Here is a 16,776-nt window from a genome sequence, read left to right on the forward strand (position 1 = left end):
CCTGACCCATCGACCACTCCTAAGCGCGCTCAAAAGAGCACGCTAAAGAGCGCTCGCTACCTACCCGCGCAAGGCGGCCCCCGCCGGATGGATACCCTTTGGCGGCCGATGCAGAGGTTTCTCCGCCGACCGAGGCGCCACGCGCAGGCACGATTGCCATCGAGCTTGGCAACGGCGCGCGCCTGACTGTCGACAGCTTCGTCAACGAGAAGGCGCTCGCCCGGGTTCTGCGCGCGTTGAAGGCCGTGCCATGCTGAGCCTGCCGCCGGGCACCAAGGTCTATCTGGCCAGCAAGCCGGTCGATATGCGCAAGGGCTTTGCGGGCCTGAGCGTGCTTGCCAGCGAAGTCTTCCGGCTCGACCCTTACAGCGGGCATGTTTTCCTGTTCCGCAGCAAGCGCGGCAACTATCTCAAGGCGCTGGTGTGGGACGGCACGGGCCTGTGCCTTTTCGCCAAGCGGCTCGAGCGCCATCGCTTCGTGTGGCCGCCGCTTGTCGATGGCGGTGTGGTGCTGACACCGGCGCAGTTTTCCCTGCTTTTGGAGGCGATGGACTGGCGGCGAACGGTCGCGCCAAAGCCGCCCAAACGGCCTGTGCATATCTGACGAATCGGGCGCGGTTTTCCTACCTTCGGCTTGGTCAAGATCGCCCGCCATGTTATCCGCTGTTCGTGTCTCCCACCGACCTCGATCTGCCCTCCGATCCGGACGAACTTCGGGCCTTTGCAGCGGCAATGAAGGAGCGGCTTGCCGCTTCGGAACAGGCCTTGGCGCAGGAGCGCAAGGCACATAACGCAACACGCGACGAACTCGACGCCGCCCGCAACGCGATCAAGCTGACGACGCTTCAGATCGAGAAGCTCAAAGCACAGCTTGCCAAGCTGCGGCGGATGAAGTTCGGCCAGTCGTCCGAGCGCATGACGCAGCTTGCCGACCAGCTCGAGCTGACGCTCGAGGATCTCGAAGCCCAGCAGGCCCACGCCGAGTGCGTCGTGCGCGGGCAGGTCGACCAGGACGAGACTGAAGAGCCCAAGTGCAGGCGCAAACCCAAGCGCGCGCCGCTGCCCGATCATCTGCCACGCGATGTGATCATGCACCCGGCACCGGGCGAGGATCGCTGCGCCGCGTGCGCTGGCAAGGTCAGCGTTCTGGGTGAAGACGTCACCGAAGTGCTGGAATATGTCCCCGCAAGTTTTCGGGTGGTGCGCCACGTCCGTCCGAAGGTCGCCTGCAAGTGCTGCGATACCATCGTCCAGGCATCTGCGCCCGCTCTGCCGATCCCGCGCGGCCGTGCCGCTCCCGGGCTGCTTGCGCACATCATCGTTGCCAAGTTCGCCGATCACCTGCCGCTGTATCGCCAGTCGCAGATCTATGCGCGTGAGGGCGTAGAACTTCCCCGCTCGACGATGGCCGACTGGCTAGGTCAGATCAGCTGGCTGCTTGATCCACTGGTCGAGCGGCTTTGCTCACACGTCATGGCGAGCCCGAAGCTCCACGCCGACGACACGCCAGTCCCGGTGCTGGCCCCCGGAACGGGCAAGACATCGACCGGGCGATTATGGGTCTATCTGCGCGATAACCGCCGATGGAGCCCCAGCGACAAGCCCGCAGCCCTGTTCCGCTACAGTCCTGATCGCAAGGGCGAGCGACCGCGCGAGCACCTTGCGGCGTTCTCGGGCCTTCTGCAGGCCGATGCCTATGCGGGGTTTAACGCGCTCTATGACCCAGGCCGCGAGCCCGGCCCCATCACCCCAGTCGCCTGCTGGGCGCATGCGAGGCGCAAGCTGCACGATGTTCTCGTTGCCGACCGCGGTTCTGCCGCTCGCAAGGGGCTCGACATGATCGCGCAGCTCTACGAGATCGAACGGTCGATCGAGGGCGAGCCTCCGATGGAGCGTCTGCGCCGGCGAGCGGCCTCGAGGCTCATTGCGCTCGACTTCTTCGTGTGGGCGGACAGCGTCCTCGACCAGGCATCGGCACGCTCGCCTCTGGCCGAGGCGCTGCGCTATGCCGTCAAGCTGAAGCCTTCGCTGCTCGCCTACACCCAGGACGGGCGGCTCGAGATCGACAACAACCTTGCCGAGAACGCGCTGCGCGGCATCGCGGTCGGGCGCAAGAACTGGCTGTTCGCCGGCGCAGACTGCGGCGGTGAGCGGGCAGCGGCGATGTATTCGCTGCTCGAGACCGCCAAGCTCAACGGCGTGAACCCGCAGGTCTGGCTGACCGACGTCCTCGACCGCATCGGCAAAGGCCATCCCATCAACCGCCTCGACGAGCTCCTGCCATGGGCGTGGAAGGCGGCTCGATCCGGCGAGCACGGCAACGGCTGAGGGCCATTGCGCCAATGGCAGCTATCTGCGATTTTCCGCCAAAAGCCGCCTTTCAGCAACCGACCCCATTGTTGCCAAAGCAGGCGACTGCTATCTGATTGGAAACACGGAGGCAGCGAGATGACTTTCGGGCTTGGACTGGGGCTTGCGTTCATCGCTTCCTGTCAGATCATTCTTGTCATGGGCCTGGCTTATCTGGCTATCGGGCGGTGGGTTCAGGGCAAGCCTCGCGGGAATGTGTCGGCAGCTATCGCCGCGGCCTACTTCGTCGGCCGGTTTCAGCACGAGTTTGCTGAAACCGGGTGGGAGGTCATCGCCGATCCGAAGGTATTGATTGTCTTGTTGACTTATATCGCCGCGATCCTGCTTTTCGCACTGCGAACGAACAGAGCCGAGCAGATAGCGAGCGCCTAGCTGCGGCTCTTTGAAAGGCCGCTATCCACCCACGAACGGTCATTCCGATGCCTCGGCCTGCATCCTAAAACCGGCCATCGCCGGCAACGGTCTCGACCGGACGCTTACGCCTTATCGTCATTGGCGCAGTTTTCGCGTTTCTGGCTGGAGCGTCCTTCGGCCTGTGGTGAACGTTGCAGGTCACCACTCCTTAACATCATCCGCTGCTTCTGCACTGGCACCTTGGGCTCCCTTGGTCATTGCGTCCAGACGCCCCCTAGAGCCGGTAATCTTCTGGCGACCGGCCGCCTGAGCCCTTTGCACCTCTTCATAAAGATCGCCCGCACCTACGCTGGGCACTGAACCGGACGCCCCACCGCCCGTCTGTGCCCAACCGCGCACCGATCCTGCGTCAGAGACTGCCGATCGGGATACGGGCTGTCCAGGGACGAGTACGAGGCGATCGTCGATCCCGTCGCGAAGCTGCTCGGCATAGCTTTCGATGAACTTTGCCTGCAATGCTTGGCCCTCCGGGCTGAGTTGGAAATTGACGTCGTCGAACCGCGCAGTGCCATAGAAATCGCGGTTGCTCTCGATCTCGGCTAGGCCCCATTCGCGGTAGGCTTGGGACAGATTGAGACTGCCTGCAGCGCTGTTTCCTTCGAAGAAAGATGCCTGGCTCTCGAGACGATTGGCAAGCTCCTCGGCCCGACGAGCTTCGATTGTGAAGCTTTGGGCTTCTGTCAGAGATGCGTTCATGCCGCTCGCGGTGCTCGAGATCGACGAGCTTGATGAGGTACTAACTGAGCGTACGAACCCATCGCGGGTGCTAGACCAATTGCGGCTGTCAGACATCTGGGACAGGCTTCCAAAGATCCGGGAACGGTCTTCGGATGCGATGCCGATGTCGCTGTCGGTCCATGTGCGTGTCCCACCGCCCTTCGCTCCTACGCTTCCCGAGAGCACGCCATTAGAAATCCCAGCTTTGGCGCCCGCCTCGCCACCCAGGAACCAAGCGGTAGAGATGTCATCGGCCGCTCTGCGCGACAGTCCGAATTGCCGCTGCAGATTGGTCGATGCCTGATCGACCTCGCTGAACGCGGTCTGGATACTGTCGGAATTCGAGGTACCGGTTGCGCTCTCGAAGGATGCGCCTCGGCTGAACTGGTCTCTCAGCTCGCGGAACTTCGTGACCGCGCTGGTCGTCGATTCCGTTGCGACATTCGCATAGGTCTCGCTGTTGGCGCGGGCCTGCGATGCCATCGTCGAAAGGCGCGCCGTGAATTCCTGGCCCAGCGTCGGCGTGAAAGGATAGCTGGATGTCGGGATCTGATCGTAGCTGCCGTCAGGAAAGCTCGTGGTCATTGCCCCGGTGTCGCTGAAGGTCCGCGTCTGCGGCGCGCCATAGGTGAAGCTCGGCGCGATCGTGCCTTGTGCGAACTGGCGGGTGAGGACGCTCGAGTTTTCGAAGCTTGTGTTGCCGAGCGAGACGTTGCCGGTACTCGCCTCCCGGGCTGCTTCCTCGGCCGCGTTCTGGCTCGGGTTGAGGTAGCTCGTGGCGTGGTGGGAAATCGCCATGGCGCCCTTGGCCACACCGCCTGCCAGGAACGGCACCGATGCAATAAGATAGCCTGCCAGCAGACCGATATCGCTGTTGACGTCGGCCATCCCGGTAAAGCTTGCAAGGCTGAGGCCGTTGCTGCCCGTGACCGCGATCATGTCGGCCGCGCCCTTGTACATCAGCATCATGTGGAGGATCACGAACAGCGGCCCCCAGGCCGCGAGATAGAAGAAGCCCGTCACGTAGCCCTTGAGTGCGACAGGCCCGGTCTTGGGAAGCAGGAACAGGGGAAACAGGACCGGGAAGAGGGCGTAGAACAGCACGGTCAGCACGACATTCAGGAGCGGGACCCACTTCATCGCGTTGCTCGCAATCGAGCCATAGGTCCGCTCGGTCTGAATGTCAGCGCGGGTCTGGGCGTAGACATCGACATTGCCCGCGCCGCTGGTGCCGGACATCGAATGCATGGCCTGGCTCATCGCGTTGATGGTCAGCGTCTGCTTGAAGATCTCGGTCGCGTTGGCCGAGACGCCGGTGAGGTACTGATAGGCCACCGGCAGGTCGGCAAAGAGCTTTGCCTTGGCGAGCGCGGCCGTCTGGTTGGGGTAAAGCTGGCGGCCAAACACCGATCCCATCGCATCGACGAGGCCAGCCCACTGCGCATTGAGCGTGTCATAGGCCTCGCGGCAGGTCACGATTTTCGAGCTCACCTGGCCTGAAGTGGCATCCCGGGTCAGGAACCGCTGCGCGCGCGCCTGGCTGCCCGGCGCGATCGTCGCCCAGATGTCGCCGGTTTCCGCGAGCTCCTTCATCGAGTAGCGGCCGAGCAGAACGTCGTAGAACACGCATTGCCGGAAGTGCTCGTCGAGATTGGCAGCAAACTCCGGATCGGAAATCCGCAAGGACCGGGTCGCATCGTAGAGCCGCGCGCCGTAGATCATCCCGTTTTTCGAATAGTTGAGATCCCCAGGCAGGCCGAACACCACTTCTGCCGAGCCCGTCAGATAGTCGCCGACCTGGCTGGTAAAGCTCGCCATCAAGGCCAAGCCCATCGGCACGTTGCTGACATTGGCCGGGGCAAGGCTCGGATTGAGCCGGTCGGTCACATGGACATCGAGCCGCGGCACCATGAGGCAGGAGTAGATGAGCGTTGCGCCTAGGAACCAGTTGATCCAGGCGCGCCAGTCCTGATTGAACGCGAGGGTGATGGCAGACAGGCCAAGCCCCATTACCATCACCACCTGGAGCAGGCTCTTGTAGCCCCCGTTGCCGGTCCAGGCGGCGACCGCCTGGAAGACGTTGACCAGATAGTCCCCGCCGCCGACCGTGAAAATCTCGACCATGTCTGTTGTCCCGCCTGGATGTGGTTGGTCCGGTCAGTGGGTGAGGGCGCGGTTCTGGACGCCGCGCGACCAGTCCAGCGATGCGGCCATTCCGGGCGACATCGAGGCGGCCAGCACGTTCTCGATGAACGCCGTCTTCTCGATGATCTGCAGCACCGCATTGACCTTGAGGTGCGTGTTGGCCTGCCGGTCAGCGAGAGCCTGACGCACGACATTGACCTGATTCTGCCACATCGCGATCTTGGCTTCGTCGGCTCCGATGAAGCTCGACATCGAGCGGCCCGCCTCGCTCACGATCCGGTCGAGCACGGCAAACAGCAGGTCGACACTGGCGATCTCGGCCAGGGTCTCCCGGTCGTCGGTCGGCATGCCCCGGCCGTAGGCCGCCTGGACAGTCAGGATCTTGTAGAGCGGGATAGACGCGACTTGCAGCAGTTCCTTCTGCTCTGCGCTGATCGCGGTGTCGTCGCGGATGGCCTGAACCATGCCGCCGACAAGCGCCGCCACGCGCGGCCGCAGCGCTTTCGATGTCGGCAGGCTCAGCGACTTGAAGCCCGGGTTGAGGCACTTTTCCGGCTCGTCGCAGTCGAAAATGAGGACATTGCCATTCGCCGTGCCATCCAGCAGCGAAGTCACGAGGGTGGACGAGGCTTCGCCGACGATTGGCACGAACTTGCCCGGCTCATCGTCCTTTGGGGGCACGTATATTATCGTGCCGAGCAGCGTCATCGCATATTCGGCGAGCTCTTCGTCGAACCGGCCGCCTGGCGAGAAGAACGCCGACTTCTTGAGGATCGTCCAGGTGTAGTTTCGCGGCACCCCGGGATTGACGTCATCATATTTGCCCGAGCCTTGCGCGGTCGTGCTCGATCGCTGCCCCTTGGTGCCGCACCCATGCTTGGCCGCGGCATAGTCGGTGAAAATCCCTTCGGAGTTGCCGATCGCTTCGCAGATCGCCTTGTCGGCAAGGTCGCCCTTCGGCCAGATCCCGCCCACCAGACCCTGGGCCATTTCGCAGGAGTTTATGTTGAGGTTGTTCATGAGCTGAGCCTTCTGGCTGAACTCCTGCATGATCTTCGAGCATTCAGGGCAGACCGTGTCGATCGCCAGGCTGAAGGCGAAGCCGACCGCATTGTTCGCGACTGCCTTCAGCATCGCGACGATCTCGCTCGCGTTGATGAAGCTGAAGGACCCGGCAAAGATGTCGATGCCGCCGCAACCGGCGCGGGCGCGCGGCAGCTGTAGATTGGCGATGTTGCTGGTCTTCTGCGGGAACCGCGTCCAGACATTGCCGAGGCTGTAATAGCCGGCAGATTGCCCCTGGAACGCGGTCGGCCCGTTGACGTTGGCAGCGCCCCCGACGTCGTTCAGAAACGAGTCCATCGAACTGCCGACATCGGCCGATGCGCCAGACAGCGGGAGGGTGAGGTGGATGGCGGCTGCAAGGAGCGCAGCGACGGCTCTTTTCATCCTAGTAGTCACGTCCAGCTTCCTTCGATGTGAGGAGGTAAATCCGGTCCTGCAGCTCGTCGGCGCTCATGACGCCGTAGCCGATCGGGATGGGGCGGCCGGTCTGCGCGTCCCAGAGCACGACCGCTGGCGTGATCTTGGGCTCGAGCCCCATGCGGCTGCGCTGGTTGGTCTCGACCGTGTAGTTCGGGAAATGCCGCGACGGGCCGCCGTCGGTCGAAATCGCGCGCACAGCGATATGCCAGGTCGAGGCAACGCTCTGCACGATCGGCGACATGACTTCGCAGGCGCCGCAGCTCTGCGCGAAGAAGTAGAACAGCCCGTAGCGCTCGGAAAGCTGGGCCATCGCAGCGTTCCGTTCAGCGCTTCGCGAATCCTGCCACTGGCGTTTGCCAAGCGTCGAGACCGGGCGCTGCAGCGTGTAGTCGAGCTCGGGATCCTGCCAGATCGCCCGCTGCCAGACGTCGCTGAAGAGCGATGCCCGGTCGAGCTGGGCGCGCTGGAACCGAATATAGGCCGTCACATTTGCTGGCGTCGGCTCGAGGATCGCCTTGGCCTTCAGTTCGCGCAAGGTCGCCGTGATCGCGTCAAGTTGGCTGGTCGCGCTGGACGTAGGTGCTGGCGAGGGCGAATTCTGGTCCGGCGTCTTGGGCCGCTCGCAGTAAAACCAGTATCCGAGCCGCCGTTCCTCGCAATAGAAGCTATCTTGGCGCTCGGCCGATTGTGCGCTGGGCGGCGCATCGGTCCGGCTTGCGACCGACTGGGCGGTCGCCGGAGACAACTGGCAAACGGAATTGGCAATCGCGCAGGCGGCAAGCAGCCACCACGCGGCCTTACTGGCGGGCGCGCGCATAGTAGTCCTCGATCTTCTGTTGGATGTCCTGGGTGGCCTGCAGCTCGTCAGGCAGGCGAGCAGCGTCGGTGAACTCGGCGTAGACCTCGCTGAAGTCCATTTTCGAGAGGTCGAGCCGGGCAAACTCGTCGATGGTGAAGCCCTGGCATTGCTCGGTCTTCGGCTTGCCCCAGGGCTTGTTCAGCTGCTGGCGGCCCTGCTCCTGAAGGATCCGCGAAAGCTTGGATTCAAAGCAGCAGTAGACCTTGCGCTTGGTCAGGCACACGCCAAGGAACGAGGACGAGCAATAGGTGCCGACGTAGGCGCACAGACCCTGCGCATCCTTCTGATGCAGCAGCATCTCCTCGCGGCTGCAGCCCAGCGCCACGAGCAGCTGGATGCCCGGGATAAGCGGGAAGCCCTTGCCCTTGCAGCAGTTGAGCACGCCGAAGACCTTGGACGAGCAGCTTTCTCGGGTCCCCTTGAACAGAGTGAGATTGTTCGGATCGAATTCGCGGCGCGCCTGGTTCATCGCGTTCAAGGCGACGGCCGCGTCCTTGAACTCGTCGTTGGCCTCGCGCTGGATGGTCTCGCATGAGCCATCGATGCAGTAGACATCGCCGTCGCAGATGAACTGGCCGGTGTTCCCAGGCCGGTCTGGAACCGGGCAATCATAGACCCGCTCCCAGGTGCGGCAGGGCTCCCCTGCGAGGCAGTCTTCGCGCACCAGCTTGCAGCCCGGAGTGGCTTCAAGTGTCTGGCAGTCCTGTGCCTCGGTGAACTGCGCACAGCTGTAACTGCGGCTCCACGCCCAGCACGGCTGCGTCACGGCGATGCCATCGACGATGCGGGTCACCGGATCGCTGTCCGTGCACGTCTCGGTGTCCTGCTGGCACGAGGTATCAGCCGCAAGACCAGCACACTGGCTTTCATCGCGCGCCGTTGTGACGACGTTCTCGCCTGTCACCGTGTAGGGCGTGGCGCCATCGACCGGCGCCGTGCAACTGACGAGATCGACCCTCAGATCGCCCGAGTTACAGCCCCAGTAGATCCCGAAGTAAGGATCGCACAGGTTGATCGGATAGGACTGCGTGACCGTGCACTGCGGCGCGGGGTAGCGGTTGCAATTGTAGGCCGAAGCCGGATCGACCCCGCTGCCGCCTACGCAATAGTAGCCGTAGACCTGCCGCTGCTCGACACGCGCGGTTAATGTCACGGGGCAGGTCCGCGTTTCCTGTGTCGCCGTATAACCGACATTGCAGGTCGCCATGTAGCGCGCCGCGGTGCCGCTGGCGGGCGGCAAGGGCACGCACCGCCCTTGTGCGCCGCCGATCGCCATTCCGCTCGTATAGGCGAGCGGGTCATCGCTGATCACATTGCTGCGCGCGATCGTTGCGTCGAGATCCTGCGGCGCAAACCGGGCGCGCCGGTCCATCGAATCCCGCATGGCCTTGTAGCCGGTGTTGGTCGTCGCCTGGCTCGCCGCTTCGCGGCTCATCCGGTCAGGATCGTCGAAGTAACCCGACTGGCTCGGCGTGCCGCGGAAATTGGGAATGCGGCTCGCATCGGGGTTCGTCGTTGCCGCGCTTTGCGCCGAGGCTGCCTTGTCCCGCCCGAAAGCCTTGCCGTCGGCCTTGGCAGCATCAGTTGTGGTTTGGGCGTGGAGCGGGCCGACGAGGGCGAGAAGAAGCGCGCCCACGCCAGCGAGAGAGAGGACCGATCGTTTCATGGAACCTGCCTTTCAAGTCGGGCGAGGTGCTGGGCGGCGAGCAAAGCGCCGGGGCCGCCGCCGCGCGCGAAGGTCTCGAGCGCGTAAGCTGCGCTGACATTGCCGCTCATCCGGTCGTGCGGCGGAACCTGCGTTCGGCAGTCGAAGCCGTCGCACAGATCGAAGTCGCTGCTGGTGACGACGTAGGTGGGAACCGCCTCGATTCCGAAGGCGCGGAACAGCCGCGGGTCGATACCGACGCCGTCCAGCTGCTCGCCGGGCTTGGCAACTTTGGCCAATGCCGCCGTGAGAACCTTGGCGCTGTTGCCGGGCAGCCCGCGCAAGGCAACAACACCGCCAGCCTTGGTCACGTCGTCGATCATCGCACGCAGCGCTGCAGGCGGCATCGATAGCGAAGCAAAGGCGATGAACCTCGGCGCCTCGCCCATGCCTTCGCTGGTCATGGCGCCGGCATCGGCCACCATCCGGTCAAAATCGAACGTGCTGGCCTCACCAGGCTTCGCGTTCGCTGTAGCCTCGCGGGTGTAGCGGCGGGCGTGCGCCTCGGCCTCGTCGGAGCTGGTCTTCGCCTCCCGCGCCAGGGCTTCGGCTCTGGAGCGGGCATTGGCGGACAGCGCGTCGGCATCGCTGGCGCCCGCACTGGCCCGAGCCCGGATAGCGGCGAGATCGAGGTCCGGTTCGGCCGTCTGCGCCGAGGCGCCAGCCAAAGCAGCAAGGCTGGAAAGCGACGCGACTACAAGAAGATGAGGGAGTCTATTCATAGCGCACAGCAATTCCGCTTGCGCCAGACCAGGTAGCCCATGTCCTCGCCAATGGCGGGATAGACCTGGCCTGCCGACATGAAGGTGGTGGAGGCGCCAATGGGCGCGCAGGCGTAGCGGCCCTTGGTCTGCGGATTGGGATTGGTGGCCTGGAAGCGGTATTGTTGCTTGCGCATCACCGGCATCAGGTACTTGCCGCAAAGCCCTTTGCTGCCCATCGTCCCCCAGGCAACGAGCTCGCGGTGGAGCTTGTAGGAGAAGCGGGCGAGCGCGAGCCGCGATGCCTGCACATGGCCGATCGTTGCCGAGACATTGCCGTTGAGCGGATACATCGTGCCCTGGCAGCCCGCGCACCAGAACAGCTCATCGGTCGGCAGCTTGGCCGTTGCCGCCACGCAGTCCGCTGCACAGGCGGCAAGCGCCAAGGGATTGGCGAAGAGGACCGCCTCGGGATTGATGATCGCGGTGAGCTCGCTGTCCTGCCAGAGAGGATCGATCTCGGTGATATAGAGGATGTCGATCGAGCCGGACTCGAGGCACAGGAAGTCGGCGACGATTTCCATCCAATAGATCAGCGGATAGGCATACCAGTGGACATGCCACTGCGAGTTGTACTGGGTGTTACCGCCGACCGCCGATGGCCCCGCCATCGACTTGAAGCCGATGTCGAACCCCGGATCGAGCTTCATCCCGCCGAGATTGACGAAGCACCATGGCTTCATGCTGACGTCGGCAAGCCGGACCGGCTCCCAGAACCCCATGGCGATGCCGGGCCGCAAACCGCAGAGGCAAACGGGGAGAGCCGGGTTGCTGGGATCGGGACGGCTCGACGGCCAGATCTTCAGGCCGCCGATCGAGATCGGAAACAGGCATGACCAGCAAATGTCCGTGATCGGATTGACGAACTTGCCAGTGCAGCGCCCGGGGCCGGCCGCAGCCTTGGCAGGAGCACTGGACACGACGCTCAGGCTGGTGAGCAGAAGTGCTCCGCAAAGCCATGACAGAAGGCGTTTTTTCTTGCTCATGACGGCGAACGCTCCTTGGGAGGCACGGGCTGTTCGGTGATGACGAGCGCGCGGCCCTGCTGCTCGACGGTTGCGGGCACCGCGCGAATGCCGAAGTGTTTCACCAGCGTGCCGCCCTGATCGAAGTAGAAGCGCCGCTGACGGGCCTTCATGAGTTCGAGCGGCGCACCGGCTACGAGGATGAGCTTCGCCTTGGTGCTGGCAAAGCGGCGGGTGGCCCAGGCGAGCTGCGCCGGGTCGTCCCCGTCGAGAAAGACGAGGGGTGCGCGCAGCGGCACGGTATCGAGCGGATTGACCCGCGTGCCTGCGGCAATGATGACCCGGCCCTTGTCGTCGGCAATGTCGCGCGGGGCGGTGATCGTCGGATCGAAGCGCCAGCTGCGCAGCGCCGAGGCGAGGGTAACGCCCGCGACCGGCTCTGGCCGGTTGACCCGGGCGATTGTCCGCCGCTTCAGCTCTTCGTTGAGACGGGCCGTTTCGCCGGTCTTCTCAAGCTGGGTGAGCCTGGCATGGATCTGCTGAAGCAGGTCCGGTTCGATGACCGGCCATACCGCGCCGTGCTGGCCGTAATCGCGAGCCATTGCCTGTGGTGCGATGGCCAGCGCCAGCGCAGTGGTGCAAACCGGCAGAGTGAGGAGCCTCACAGGATTGGCCTCCCGACCCCGAGTATGCGCGGTCCACAGATCCAACCGATCGCGGCATAGCGACTGTCGAAGCCATCCTTGTGTTCGCTGGTGACGAAGTAGCAGCCTTTCGGCACGCGCCCCGTAGGTCCAAGCGCCAGCGGTTCGCCGAGGCGGCTCTCAAGCTTGGCCTTGGCCACGGCCTCACCGTTGACGAAGTAGATGCGGTTTTGCTCGGTGATGATGTCGCCCGGAACACCGCTCACACGCTTGCCGAACGGCTTGGGCTTCGCCCCGAAATGCTTCACCAGCAACGAGGAAGCAGGCGGATCGAAAAGGATGATATCCCCGCGGTGCACGGCCTCCCCGCGCGTCACCCAGAGGGCCCAGTAGGGCAGGCTGGGGCTCACGTTGATCATGAGCGCGTGGCCCTGAGCGAAGGCGGCGAGCGAGGAGAGCGCCAGCGCCCCGGCGCCAAGCCCGCCCCAGAGCGCGAGCCGGCGTGCGGACGCAGAGCGGAACAGGCGATCAGCGGGCTGCATCGGGAAGGGCTCCCATCCGGCGCACAACATCGGCGCGCACAGATTGCGTCAGGTCCGGCGTGCTGCCGGCGACCACGGCTTCGGCAACGAGGACCGTGCGGCCTTCGCGCCCGAGCCGCTGCACCGAGGCTTCCACAGCCTTGAGGTAGGCCTGGACGCGCATCCTGGTTTCTTCCGGAGTTCGGCCGGCACGCGCTTCGGCCTCGATGAAATCGCCCATGATCCGGCTCAGCTGGACCGTCACGACCTCGCGCTTTTCAAGGGTGAGCAGCTTGTCGGTCGCCCAGACGCCCCACAGGACCTGGCCGATCATGCCGACGCCGAGCACGACAGCGGTGAGATTGATCGATGCCAGCCGCCTGCGAAGGTTTGATGTTGCCAGAATGTTCTTCACAGCTTTTCTCCCGAGAGTTCGCGGTCGAGATCACGGATGAAGCGCGGCATGCGCCACACGACGACTAAGGTGGCGAGACCGATCAGCACCAACTTGCACTGGTCGAGGAAGGTCACGCGCCGTGCGAGATCGGACGCCAGGAAGCGGTCACCGAGATTGGCGACATGGGCGAAGAAGGCATCGGGATTTCCGCCCGACAACAGCAGGAAGAAGAGCAGCGGCAGGCCCAGCGCCATCAGGTAGGACGAGCCCAGAAACAGACTACCGCGCAGCACGATGTAGCAGCCATCGGCCATGCGCGAGCGCCAGGTCGGCACCGGCGAGAAGAGGGGCTGTTCGTCTCCGGGCGCATCGGGCCGGTCGAAAGGGGTGACGAGATGGAGAGGCATGGAAATGGGGATCCTTTGATCTGGGGATGTCAGCGATTGGGATGAGCGATGCGCTCGATGGCATCGGCGAGCTGGTGGCCGCGGGCGATCTCGGCATCGATGGCGGCGAAGGTCTGGGGCGAACTCGAGAAGAGCGTTGCCGAATAGTCATCGAGCACGAGCCGCCCGATCGCCTCGGTCTCCGGGCCCTTGATGAACACCTCGGAATAGTCGCTCCCGGAGCGCTTGAGGCTGCGGATCAGCGTCTCGGTGCGATCGTCCATATCGAGGCGTTTGCTCGCCTTGAAATCGGCGATCGTCTCCGGCTTCTGCTGGAGGATCAGCATCCAGTCGCTGTTCTCGAGCGCCGCCGTTGCCCCGTCGGACTTGTAGTAGTCGTTGAGCGACTGGGTAGCGGTCGCCAGCGCGCCGCCATACTTGCGGCAGGTGCGGGCGTAGGTTTCGACGAATTCACCCATCGAACCGCCCTTGAGCATCGACCAGGCTTCATCGATCAGCAGAAGCTTGCGCAGTGACCTTGGGCTTCGCGTCATGGCTTGGCTGGTCATGAACATGATGGCTGAGAGGACGACGCTGCGCAGATCCTCCCGGCTCGCAAGGTCGGACATCTCGAAGACCGTGAAGTCCGCATCGAGGTCGAGGCTTGCCTGGCCTTCGAAGAAGGCGCCGTAAGTTCCGCCCGCCATGTAGGGGGCAAGCGCGGTTGCGATATCAGCGGCAGTGTCATGGCCGAGACTGGCCAGCATCTCGCCGACGGTCGTAACTGTGGCAGCCGCGCCGTGCTGCGCCCAGACGAGGTTGACCGCCCGGTCGATCAATCCGCGCTCAGTATCCGTCAGCTTCGCGCTGTGGCGAGCCATTTGCCCGACGATGGCCTTGATCATCCCGAAGCAGTCGAGACGGTAGTCCTCGTCTTCGGCGGCGCGGGTGGCATCGATCATCGAGAACGGGTTGAGGCAAAAGCCCGCTGCAATCGTGAACTCGACAAAGCGGCCGCCCTGCAGCTTGACCGAGTGCTCGAAGCTGCGGCCATCGTCGATCACGACAACCTGTGCGCCGGCACCGCGCAGCGCGGCGCACATCTCCTGGAGCAGCACCGACTTGCCCGATCCCGACTTGCCGCAGATCGCAACATTGTGGTTGCCGGCCTCGTTCTCGAACGGCGACCAGAAGAAGGGCTGGCCGCGCCGCCCGACGAACAGCAGGTGGGGGTGGGTGCTGCCGAGATACTCGCCCTGCATGGGCGCGATATTGGCTGCCGTGATCGACAGAACGGTCTTGAACCGCTTCAGCCGCTCCATGTCGGCACCGAGCCCGTCGGCTAGCGTCAGCGGCATCGCCGCGAGAAGCCCCTGGATCTGCAGATAGCGCTCGTCGGTGAGGTCCCAGCCTGCCGCCTTGTAGATCGACTTGATCGCGCGCTCGTGGCGGTCGCCGGACCCAAGTGGCGAATAGGTCGTCACGCCGTAGAACACGCGCACCAGACGGCGGCCTTCCTGCAGCTCAGCCTGAACATGTTGCCACTCGGCGGCCTGTTCGCCGATCCGCGGCAGGAACCGGGCGCTGCGGGTTCCGGCGAGGCTGGTTGTCCGCATGAACTTGAAGCCGGCCTTGGCCGACGCCGCCTCCTGGTCAGGGTAGACAAGGCAGAGCATGGTGGCGGCCGGGCAGGGGAAGCGCAGCTTGTCGGTGAACAGGTCGCCGATGAGCCGCGCGCATTCCCACGGGGCCCAGCGCGATGGCATGTTGCGGACGGCAAAATGCCGGACATCGAAGGCATCGGGATAGACGGTCCCGATCTCGGGCACGCCGTCATTGACCTTGCCAGTGGGCCGGAACCGCTCAGTCACCAGCCGCATGCGATCTTCGGCCACGACCAGTTCGATGTCGTGGCGGATCGCCTGCGAGGCGATCGGATCGTTCGGGTTGTAGGGCACCGCATCATCCTGCGGCGCCGTGGTGGGCGAGGTCAGATCATCGATGACAGCGATGAGCGCTTCGGGCCCTACTTCGACCACGCCGAGGTTCAGCGACTTGAGCATCGCCACCAACCCCTCGCGGGTCTGTTTGAGATCCTCGTTGCTGACCGCCTTCGATGTTGGCACGCCGACCGAGACGATGACCTGGTGATGCCGCGCATGAAAGGGTGCGTCCGCAGAACCGGACTCCCAGACGAGCGAATAGAGCCGCCGCGCGCGGTGACGGGCAATCGCCTCGTACACGCCGCCCTGCATGTACCGTGGCGCAAACCACGGGGCGATGATTCTGCTGATGCGCGGGCTCGCAAGGTGGAGCACCTGCAGGCAGGCGCCCGCTGGTAAGCCTTCCGAGAAGAATTGCCCGAGGATTTCCCCTGTGCGCTCGTCCGCGCCGATCAGCGGCGTGACCGAGAGGACAAAGCCCTTCGAGCGTGCGTTGAAGTACAGGCGCGTTGCCGGGTCATAGACACGGTAGGGCAGCCAGTCCGAGAGCATGTCGACCATGAGCTGGGGACGGGCCTTTTCGGCGTGCTCGGCATCGCCCAGCAGTCCGCTGAGCAGCCGGTCGACCACGGTCTTGAGTTGCTCGGCCATCACTTGGGTTCCTTGGGCTGCGGGGTGCTGACGTTGGGCTGGCCGCCGGATCGGATTGCCGGGCGGATTGCAGCTTTTGCGGCTTCAATTGCTGCCGCGCTCGGGAACACCGGAGTGCTTTGCCCCGCCGCAGGCCGAGGGGTCCGATCACGCGGGGGAGGCGGCGTGTCGAACCCCTCGACCGCCGGTGCTTTTGCACCGGCAACGGCCTCGCGCGCCGTGGAGGGGAGGACCAGCGGCGAGGCATCTGAAACTGCATTTTCGGAACTGGGGGCATCAGTGCCCGGGGTCTCCAGGGTGCTGGTCCCGTTCGTGGGCGCGGATGAAAAGGGCGACGCAAGATCGACGGAAATATCCGAGTGTCCGTCTGCGGCTTCGTGTGCCGACGCAGCTTGAGCGGCCTTCAACTGCCGGCGGACCTGGCGCATGACGGCCCCGCTCTTGTCCTCACCCGCCTTGCGGCGCAGTTCGGTTGCCCAGCGCGGGTTGTCGACGACTGTCCAGGCGACCGCTTCATCATGGAGCGTTCCTGCCTCATCGACATGAGCTGGGAAGACGACCCGCAGGGTCCGCTCCGCCGTACGCGTGGTGTCAGCATCCACCACGCCCGACCGGGGGCGTGTCTCGGCATGAGGCGGCGTGCCCGCCGACAGAGTGTTCGTCGCCTTGGCATCGATGACGTGGGCCGGTGCGCAGTCGCCCTTGGGCGCCCGGCAGGTGAAGTCGCCTTCGACATTGGTGCCGAACGTGGCGCAGCCACTGGAGAAGCCGGCCAGGCAGGCGCAGACAAGCAGACGTGATGGAAACCGCATG

General features: G+C 64.3%; 16 protein-coding genes. 4 read left to right on the plus strand and 12 right to left on the minus strand.

Features of this window, described 5'->3' with window-relative positions:
• The first annotated feature begins 98 nt into the window (after positions 1-98).
• From DKM43_RS04210 to DKM43_RS04225, 4 genes are all read left to right on the plus strand, one after another.
• Positions 99-257, plus strand: coding sequence for a hypothetical protein (locus tag DKM43_RS04210; RefSeq protein ID WP_201739777.1), 159 nt, complete (start codon positions 99-101; stop codon positions 255-257).
• Positions 251-604, plus strand: coding sequence for an IS66 family insertion sequence element accessory protein TnpB (gene tnpB, locus DKM43_RS04215; protein ID WP_020820683.1), 354 nt, complete (start codon positions 251-253; stop codon positions 602-604). Before DKM43_RS04210 ends, tnpB begins: the two co-directional genes overlap by 7 nt.
• 65 nt (positions 605-669) lie before the next feature.
• Positions 670-2,328 carry an IS66 family transposase gene (tnpC, locus tag DKM43_RS04220; RefSeq protein WP_456238507.1) on the plus strand — a complete coding sequence of 553 codons (1,659 nt, stop codon included), beginning with the start codon at positions 670-672 and terminating at the stop codon, positions 2,326-2,328.
• Between the two features lie 120 nt (positions 2,329-2,448).
• Complete coding sequence (locus DKM43_RS04225; protein WP_109797258.1) at positions 2,449-2,742, plus strand: hypothetical protein; 294 nt, start codon at positions 2,449-2,451, stop codon at positions 2,740-2,742.
• Positions 2,743-2,922: 180 nt separating this feature from the next.
• Here the strand turns inward: DKM43_RS04225 and DKM43_RS04230 are convergent, their stop codons facing one another.
• Genes DKM43_RS04230 through DKM43_RS04285 form a run of 12 tightly spaced genes read right to left on the minus strand, consistent with a single transcriptional unit; the run spans position 2,923 to position 16,775 of the window.
• Complete coding sequence (locus DKM43_RS04230) at positions 2,923-5,625, minus strand: conjugal transfer protein TraG N-terminal domain-containing protein (protein WP_109797259.1); 2,703 nt, start codon at positions 5,623-5,625, stop codon at positions 2,923-2,925.
• Positions 5,626-5,658: 33 nt separating this feature from the next.
• Positions 5,659-7,095 (minus strand): conjugal transfer protein TraH, encoded by a 1,437-nt coding sequence (locus DKM43_RS04235; RefSeq protein ID WP_109797260.1) that lies wholly within the window; start codon positions 7,093-7,095, stop codon positions 5,659-5,661.
• 1 nt (position 7,096) lies between these two features.
• Positions 7,097-7,948, minus strand: coding sequence for a conjugal transfer protein TraF (locus DKM43_RS04240; protein WP_109797261.1), 852 nt, complete (start codon positions 7,946-7,948; stop codon positions 7,097-7,099).
• Positions 7,929-9,656: a conjugal transfer protein TraN gene (locus DKM43_RS04245; protein WP_109797262.1), complete on the minus strand. Its 1,728-nt coding sequence runs from the start codon at positions 9,654-9,656 to the stop codon at positions 7,929-7,931. Before DKM43_RS04245 ends, DKM43_RS04240 begins: the two co-directional genes overlap by 20 nt.
• The gene (gene trbC, locus DKM43_RS04250) at positions 9,653-10,417 is read right to left on the minus strand and encodes a type-F conjugative transfer system pilin assembly protein TrbC (RefSeq protein WP_109797263.1); all 765 of its coding nucleotides are present in this window, start codon (positions 10,415-10,417) and stop codon (positions 9,653-9,655) included. Before trbC ends, DKM43_RS04245 begins: the two co-directional genes overlap by 4 nt.
• Positions 10,414-11,442 (minus strand): conjugal transfer pilus assembly protein TraU, encoded by a 1,029-nt coding sequence (traU, locus tag DKM43_RS04255; RefSeq protein ID WP_109797264.1) that lies wholly within the window; start codon positions 11,440-11,442, stop codon positions 10,414-10,416. Before traU ends, trbC begins: the two co-directional genes overlap by 4 nt.
• On the minus strand, positions 11,439-12,086 hold the full coding sequence (gene traW, locus DKM43_RS04260) for a type-F conjugative transfer system protein TraW (protein WP_109797265.1): 648 nt from the start codon (positions 12,084-12,086) through the stop codon (positions 11,439-11,441). The genes traU and traW overlap by 4 nt, the downstream gene beginning before the upstream one ends.
• Positions 12,083-12,607 (minus strand): S26 family signal peptidase, encoded by a 525-nt coding sequence (locus tag DKM43_RS04265; RefSeq protein ID WP_109797266.1) that lies wholly within the window; start codon positions 12,605-12,607, stop codon positions 12,083-12,085. Before DKM43_RS04265 ends, traW begins: the two co-directional genes overlap by 4 nt.
• Positions 12,594-13,001 (minus strand): type-F conjugative transfer system protein TrbI, encoded by a 408-nt coding sequence (locus tag DKM43_RS04270; RefSeq protein WP_109797267.1) that lies wholly within the window; start codon positions 12,999-13,001, stop codon positions 12,594-12,596. Before DKM43_RS04270 ends, DKM43_RS04265 begins: the two co-directional genes overlap by 14 nt.
• A complete protein-coding gene (locus tag DKM43_RS04275) occupies positions 12,998-13,390 on the minus strand; it encodes a hypothetical protein (RefSeq protein WP_109797268.1) in 393 nt (130 codons plus the stop codon). Before DKM43_RS04275 ends, DKM43_RS04270 begins: the two co-directional genes overlap by 4 nt.
• A 29-nt stretch (positions 13,391-13,419) precedes the next feature.
• Positions 13,420-15,963 carry a type IV secretion system protein TraC gene (gene traC / locus DKM43_RS04280; protein WP_109797269.1) on the minus strand — a complete coding sequence of 848 codons (2,544 nt, stop codon included), beginning with the start codon at positions 15,961-15,963 and terminating at the stop codon, positions 13,420-13,422.
• Positions 15,963-16,775, minus strand: coding sequence for a TraV family lipoprotein (locus tag DKM43_RS04285; RefSeq protein WP_109797270.1), 813 nt, complete (start codon positions 16,773-16,775; stop codon positions 15,963-15,965). Before DKM43_RS04285 ends, traC begins: the two co-directional genes overlap by 1 nt.
• Position 16,776: the final 1 nt, after the last annotated feature.

It is taken from the genome of Novosphingobium meiothermophilum (genome assembly GCF_003171715.1).
GTDB classification, from domain to species: Bacteria; Pseudomonadota; Alphaproteobacteria; order Sphingomonadales; family Sphingomonadaceae; genus Novosphingobium; species Novosphingobium meiothermophilum.